The following is a 6,119-nucleotide window of genomic DNA, read 5'->3' on the forward strand; positions in this document are numbered from 1 at the left end:
CATATGACGTCCGCCCCGTACCGCCTGACCTGCGTACTCTTCGGTACGCCGCCAAATGGGGCCGTCGGCAGGCTCCGGCGTAGCCTTGCCAGCATGTCATTGCTCCGTGAGCCGCTGCTGCTCCTGTCGCGCAGCCAGCAGGTCAAGAAGCTCGTCAGCACCATGCCGGTCAGCGCCGGGATCGTCCGCAGCTACGTCCCCGGTGAGTCCACCGGGTCGGCCGTCGATGCGACCGCCGAGCTGGTCGACAAGGGCCTGAGCGTCACCCTCGACTTCCTCGGCGAGGACACCCTCGACGCCGCCCAGGCCGACGCCACCGTGACGGCGTACCTCGAGCTGCTGCAGCAGCTGGCCGCCCGCGGGCTGGCGCGCAGCGCCGAGGTGAGCGTCAAGCTGAGCGCGATCGGTCAGGCGCTCCCGGACAGCGGCCACAAGACCGCGCTGGAGAACGCCCGCACCATCTGCCGGGCCGCCCGCAACGCCGGCACCACGGTCACCCTCGACATGGAGGACCACACCACCACCGACTCCACGCTCAGCATCCTGCGCGAGCTGCGCAAGGACTTCCCGGAGACGGGCGCGGTGCTGCAGGCCTACCTGCACCGCACCGAGGCGGACTGCCGGGCGCTGGCCTATGAAGGCTCCCGGGTGCGGCTGTGCAAGGGCGCCTACAACGAGCCCGAGTCGGTGGCCTACCAGGACACCATCGATGTCGACCGCTCCTACGTCCGCTGCCTGAAGATCCTGCTCGCCGGCCAGGGCTACCCGATGATCGCCACCCACGACCCGCGGATGGTCGAGATCGCGTCCTCGCTGGCCGCGCGCTACGGGCGCGAGCAGGGGACCTACGAGTTCCAGATGCTCTACGGCATCCGGCCGGAGGAGCAGGCCCGGCTGGCCGCGAGCGGCGAGACCATGCGGGTCTACCTGCCGTACGGCGAGGAGTGGTACGGCTACCTCATGAGACGTCTCGCCGAGCGTCCGCAGAACCTGTCATTCTTCGTGAAATCCCTGATCTCAAAGAAGTAGGACGAACCATGGGCCAGACCGCGATCATCGGCGCCGGCGTGATGGGCGAGACTCTGCTCGCCGGCCTGGTCCGGGCCGGCCGCCGGGTGGACACCCTGCTGGTGGGGGAGAAGCGCCCCGAGCGGTCCCGCGAGCTTGAGGAGCGGTACGGCGTCACCGTGGTCTCGAATATCGAGGCCGCCGAGAAGGCCGACACGGTCGCGGTCGTGGTCAAGCCGCAGGACATGGCCGACGTACTCGCCGAGATCGCGCCGTCGCTGCGCGCCGGCCAACTGCTGGTCTCGCTCGCGGCCGGCATCACCACGGCGTTCATCGAGTCGCACGTACCCGAGGGCGTCGCGGTGGTCCGGGTGATGCCCAACACCCCGGCGCTGGTCGACGAGGGCATGGCCGCGATCTCGCCGGGCTCGCACTGCGACGAGGCGCACCTCGCCGAGGCAGAGGCGCTGCTGGCCTCGACCGGCAAGGTGCTCCGGGTCCCGGAGAAGCAGCAGGACGCGGTCACCGCGATCTCCGGCTCGGGTCCGGCGTACATCTTCTTCGTCGTGGAGTCGATGATCGAGGCCGGAGTTCACCTCGGCCTGCCCCGGGCAACCGCCTCCGAGCTGGTCGTCCAGACCGTGGTCGGCTCGGCCAAGATGCTGCGCGAGACCGGCACCCACCCGACCGTGCTCCGCGAGCAGGTCACCTCGCCCGCCGGCACCACCGCCGCCGCCCTCCGCGAGCTGGAGATCCACAAGGTCCGGGCCGCCTTCCTGGCCGCCATGGAGGCTGCTCGCAACCGCTCCCGCGAGCTCGCCGAAGGGTCGTAACCGCTCGACCGTACTGTGGCTGCATGGTCAAGGTCATCGGCGCGGGACTGGGTCGCACAGGGACTGACTCCGTCAAAGCGGCGCTGGAACTACTCGGCTTCGGCCCCTGCCACCACATGAAAGAGCTGTTCGCAAACCCTTCCAGCATTCGTGGCTGGCTGGACGCCGCCACCGGCAGACAGACCGACTGGCATCAGCTGCTCGCCGGGTATGGCTCGGCACTGGACTGGCCCAGCGCATCCTTCTGGCGTGAGCTCGCCTCGGCCTACCCGCACGCGAGAGTGCTGTTGACCGTCCGCGATCCGCAGCGCTGGTACGACAGCGTCGCTGACACCCTCTACCGGACCCGCTACCAGTCGACCGCCGAGATGCCGCCGGCCTTGAGGGCGAGGTTCGAGGCGACGCCCGAGCTGCAGGATCAGCTGGCCCTCACGGAGCGGCTTATCTGGCAGGGTCTGTTTGCGGGCAGATTCTCCGATCGGGACTTCGCGACCGGTGCCTACCAGGCCCATCTGGCGGCGGTCCGCGACGCTGTGCCGGCCCCGCGCCTGCTGGAGTTCGAGGTCACGCAGGGATGGGAGCCGCTGTGCGCCTTTCTCGAGGTCGAGGTTCCCGACGAGCCGTTCCCATGGCTCAACACCTCCGCGGACTACACACAGCGCTCATGATGGCGCCTGCCGCCGCACCGGTCTACGGTACGGCGGCAGGTCGGAGTCAGATCAGCGGATGTAGCGCATGGGCATGCCTCCCTCCTGACGTATCCCAGCCCGATCACGGTTGCCCCGATCACGGTTGCAGGGTGACCTCCAGCCGATCGAGGCCACGGAGGGTGAGGTTGGGCCGGAAGGATGTCTCGCCGACCGCGCGGGCGGCGGGAAAGTCGGTGGAGAGTACGCCCAGCACCACCTTGGCTTGCGCCATAGCGAGGGGCGAGCCCAGGCAGGCGTGCGAGCCACGACCGAAACCCAGGTGAGGATTCGGGCGGCGGTCAAGCTGCAGAGTGTCGGGACTCGAGAACCTTTGTGGATCTCGGTTGGCTGCGCCGAGCATCATCGTGACCGCCTGCCCGGCCTTGACCGGAGCGCTACCGATCTCGGTGTCCTGCACGCATGCCCGGGCCATGGCTTGCACCGGCGACGTGAAGCGGACGATCTCGTCCACGGCGAGCGACGGATCGGCCTGTGCCCAGGCGCCGAGCTGCCCGGGCCGGCTCAGGAGCGCGTCCGCTGCGAGGCCCAAGAGCTTGCTTGCCGACGCATAGCCGGCGTGCGCGAGCACCCGCAGGGTGTTGGCGAGGACCTCACGGTCGACTCCGCCGGCGTTGGCGTGCCGCGCGACCATGCCGATCACCCCCGCGGGCGGTGGATCGGCGAGCCAGCTGTCCATCAGGTCGGCGAGCTGGATCCGTCCGTCCTTGGCTGCCACCGCACGCTCGGGCCATAGCCCTGCGTCCATGCCGTCGGCGATCGCGTTGGAAGCCGGGATGAACCAGCTGGGGTCCGGCGCGGGCACGCCGAGGTAGGCCATGACCGTGGAGAGCGCCAGTGGCTCCGCGAACTCGGTGACGAAGTCGAACGACGCTCGGCCGGCGAGCGAGCCGAGCAGGTCGCGGGTGCGCTCGGCGAGCATCCGCAGTGTGGCGGCGTCGTCCTGTGCGCGCATCGCGTCCATGAGCAGGCGCCGGACCGTCGTGTGCTCGGGTGGGTCGAGGGTCTGAATGCTGACCGCGTGTGGCGGCAGCTCCTCACCGATGCGACGCCAGTCGGCGCCGAAGCGCACGTTGTCGCGCATCACTTCGACGCAATCCGCGTGACGAGTCAGAATCCACGAGTCTAGCGGCGCGTACCAAAAGACCGGTTGGGTCTCCCGAAGCCAGCCATAAGCGGGATAGGGATCGCGCAGGATCTCGGGCTCAGCCAATGCCAGAATCGGATCCGTTGACAGCGAAAACATAAGCGTCTCCATTCCATTGAGGAGCCCCGTTGGGACGCGCTGGCCACGGTAGGCCAATGCCATCTGGCTTTCAAGGGTCCAATTAGGTCGCTGCCCTATCTAAGGTGAGGATTGAGGTCAGGCAACGCGGCAACTGCGGTCAGTCGGCCGACGGGTACACGAAGACGCCAGCGGTGCGGGTGGCCGGATTCGCGCCGACGCCGATGACGGCGCTCTCGTGTGCCGGCAGGGTTCGGACGAACGTGCCGGCATAACCGGCGGGGGTCACGAACATGCCCCAGACCCCTTCCCACTGGCCCACTTGTCCGGTCTCCGGGTCGATGACCGGCTCGAGTCGCGGGCGCACTCGTTGTTGCGCCACATATCCGATCTCAGCCGCGGCGGTTAGCGATTCTCGCCACCGGTCTGGATCGGTCTCCCAACCTGCGACGATGCCAGCGCCGCCGAACCGGGCGTTGGGCTTGAGAATGAGGTCTCCTCGTCGATCCATGAGATCGGCCATCGTGCCGTGGTCGGTCGCGCCCGACACGGCACGGGTCCAGGGCAGGATCCGGTCGATCAGAGCCAGTTCAGCCGCGGAGAACTCGGTCCGGTTCGCCGGATCGGACAACATCGCCAGGCAGCCCTTGTTCCCGAAAAGGCCGCTCTCCATCGGGGTCCAGAGCACGACCGTCCCGCGCTCATGTGCCCGGAAGATCGGTTCGACCAGGCTTTCCCCGTCGGGTTCGGCACAGATCTGGTCGACGGAGAACGAGCGAACGATCACGTCAATCGACTTCCCACGGAGGTGCAATTTGCCGCCTAAGTCGCGAATCTCGGCAATTTCGCCGAGATGAAGCTCGAGGCCGAAGCCGCAGACGAGTTCCTGGAAGGCCCGCCAGAAGTCGCCGTGGCGATCCATGCCGCCCGGCCCGTCCAGGAGCGCGACCACCGGCGCGGAGGTGCTCGAGACCGCGCGGCCGGCGGCACTCAGCGCCTCGGCGACGTGGCGTCCGGTGTCGTCGTACGTCAAGCCGTGCTCGGTCGCGAATGCTCGGAAGGCGTCCACCTTCAACAGCGCCTTGGGTATCTCGACCGCCCGGTCGATGCCTCCCAGCGCGCTGGCGATGTTGAACTCGAGCAGCCGGAAGGCTGTGCCGTCGTGGTACACGTCGGCGCGGGCGTAGCGCGGTGGCGCACCACCGCCGTGGCGACGAAGCAGGCGCGCCTGGCGTGGTGCGATGCGTAGCGCTGCGCAGTAGTCGTCCAGGTCGCCGCCGAACAGCCGTTCCGGCAACGATGTGATCAAGTCGAAGAACGCCAGCAGATCTGCGCTGAAGGCAGTCAGCTCGCGTTGAGCGACGAACAGTGGCCGCGGCAACAGCGTGTCGCCGAGCAGCTCCTTGAACGCTGGTGGCAGAGCAGCGGCCGACACGGCGTTCATCAGCTCGCTGCCCGAGGCTCGACAACTCTCGTTGAAAGTTAGGCCCATAGGGTCGGTCAAGTCGGGTCCCCTATCCATCCGACATTCTCCATTGCGGCGAGCTGGCTGTTTCCACATCCTGCTGCATTCATATCTCGAGCATCGCCGACTACGCCGATGGATTTCGGGCCGTGAATGCAACGTCTTAGACGGTATTCCGCGGGCAAAGGTTCGTAACGGTTCGGCCTCGACTTCGGCCGACAGGCGCCAACGGCGGAACCACTTGGCTTAGCGTCCGTCAGAACAGCTGACCAGGAACTCGTTCTGACCTGCTGAGGGGGAGCCATGCCGTACTCCGCACGCCTGACCACGATCCTGATCTCGATCGCACTTGCGATCACCGCTGCTCTGACTGCCGCAACCGCTCGCACCGCCGAACCGCGGGTTGCCGCCGGCAACGGGGTGCAGGGCACGATCACCTTCGCCACCGGCGTACCCGCGTCGAAGGTCACCGTCAGTGCCTTCCGCACCCGTACCGCCACGAAGCCGGTCGCCAGGGCCGTCACCGGACCCGCCGGCCGCTACCAGCTCGCGCTGCCCCGCGGCAGCTACTTCCTGCGCTTCCACGGCGGCGGCGCGGTCACCGAGTTCCACCGCGATGCGGTCACGCGGAAGAGTGCCGACGCGATCTGGGTGCCGCGCGGTCGCTTCGTCACCGCGAACGCCCGGGTCAAGCCGGTGAAGGCGGTGCTCACCGGCCGGGTGTACGACGCCGCCACCAAGACGCCGCTGACGGCCGCCAAGATCCAGCTGTGGCAGGGGTTCACCGGCTCTTCCTACCTGAGGTGGGTGTGAGCGACTCGCGGTGACGGCCTGATCTGGAGATGGGTCGAGACCTTCCAGAGTTCGGAGCGACCAAGCTA

General features: G+C 67.9%; 6 protein-coding genes. 4 read left to right on the forward strand and 2 right to left on the reverse strand.

Features of this window, described 5'->3' with window-relative positions:
• Nucleotides 1–93: 93 nt before the first annotated feature.
• Genes DDV73_RS02325 through DDV73_RS02335 form a run of 3 tightly spaced genes read left to right on the forward strand, consistent with a single transcriptional unit; the run spans nt 94 to nt 2,509 of the window.
• A complete protein-coding gene (locus tag DDV73_RS02325; protein WP_109505640.1) occupies nt 94–1,029 on the forward strand; it encodes a proline dehydrogenase family protein in 936 nt (311 codons plus the stop codon).
• A gap of 8 nt (nt 1,030–1,037) precedes the next feature.
• Complete coding sequence (gene proC / locus DDV73_RS02330) at nt 1,038–1,841, forward strand: pyrroline-5-carboxylate reductase (RefSeq protein ID WP_109505641.1); 804 nt, start codon at nt 1,038–1,040, stop codon at nt 1,839–1,841.
• Between the two features lie 23 nt (nt 1,842–1,864).
• The gene (locus DDV73_RS02335; RefSeq protein WP_109505642.1) at nt 1,865–2,509 is read left to right on the forward strand and encodes a sulfotransferase family protein; all 645 of its coding nucleotides are present in this window, start codon (nt 1,865–1,867) and stop codon (nt 2,507–2,509) included.
• Between the two features lie 118 nt (nt 2,510–2,627).
• Here DDV73_RS02335 and DDV73_RS02340 read toward each other — a convergent pair whose 3' ends face one another.
• A complete protein-coding gene (locus tag DDV73_RS02340) occupies nt 2,628–3,794 on the reverse strand; it encodes a cytochrome P450 (protein WP_161962264.1) in 1,167 nt (388 codons plus the stop codon).
• 139 nt (nt 3,795–3,933) lie between these two features.
• On the reverse strand, nt 3,934–5,217 hold the full coding sequence (locus DDV73_RS02345) for a hypothetical protein (protein ID WP_109505644.1): 1,284 nt from the start codon (nt 5,215–5,217) through the stop codon (nt 3,934–3,936).
• A gap of 324 nt (nt 5,218–5,541) precedes the next feature.
• On the opposite strand from DDV73_RS02345, the gene DDV73_RS02350 reads away from it, so the two are divergent.
• Nucleotides 5,542–6,051, forward strand: coding sequence for a carboxypeptidase-like regulatory domain-containing protein (locus DDV73_RS02350; protein WP_109505645.1), 510 nt, complete (start codon nt 5,542–5,544; stop codon nt 6,049–6,051).
• Nucleotides 6,052–6,119 lie beyond the last annotated feature (68 nt).

Source organism: Nocardioides speluncae (genome assembly GCF_003121585.1).
Lineage (GTDB): Bacteria > Actinomycetota > Actinomycetes > Propionibacteriales > Nocardioidaceae > Nocardioides > Nocardioides speluncae.

What these genes read in the sequence shown, in the direction of transcription:
- DDV73_RS02325 (WP_109505640.1), top strand. Translation starts at nt 94, where the DNA reads ATGTCATTGCTCCGTGAGCCGCTGCTGCTCCTGTCGCGCAGCCAGCAG.
- proC (WP_109505641.1), top strand. Translation starts at nt 1,038, where the DNA reads ATGGGCCAGACCGCGATCATCGGCGCCGGCGTGATGGGCGAGACTCTG.
- DDV73_RS02335 (WP_109505642.1), top strand. Translation starts at nt 1,865, where the DNA reads ATGGTCAAGGTCATCGGCGCGGGACTGGGTCGCACAGGGACTGACTCC.
- DDV73_RS02340 (WP_161962264.1), bottom strand. Translation starts at nt 3,794, where the DNA reads ATGTTTTCGCTGTCAACGGATCCGATTCTGGCATTGGCTGAGCCCGAG.
- DDV73_RS02345 (WP_109505644.1), bottom strand. Translation starts at nt 5,217, where the DNA reads ATGAACGCCGTGTCGGCCGCTGCTCTGCCACCAGCGTTCAAGGAGCTG.
- DDV73_RS02350 (WP_109505645.1), top strand. Translation starts at nt 5,542, where the DNA reads ATGCCGTACTCCGCACGCCTGACCACGATCCTGATCTCGATCGCACTT.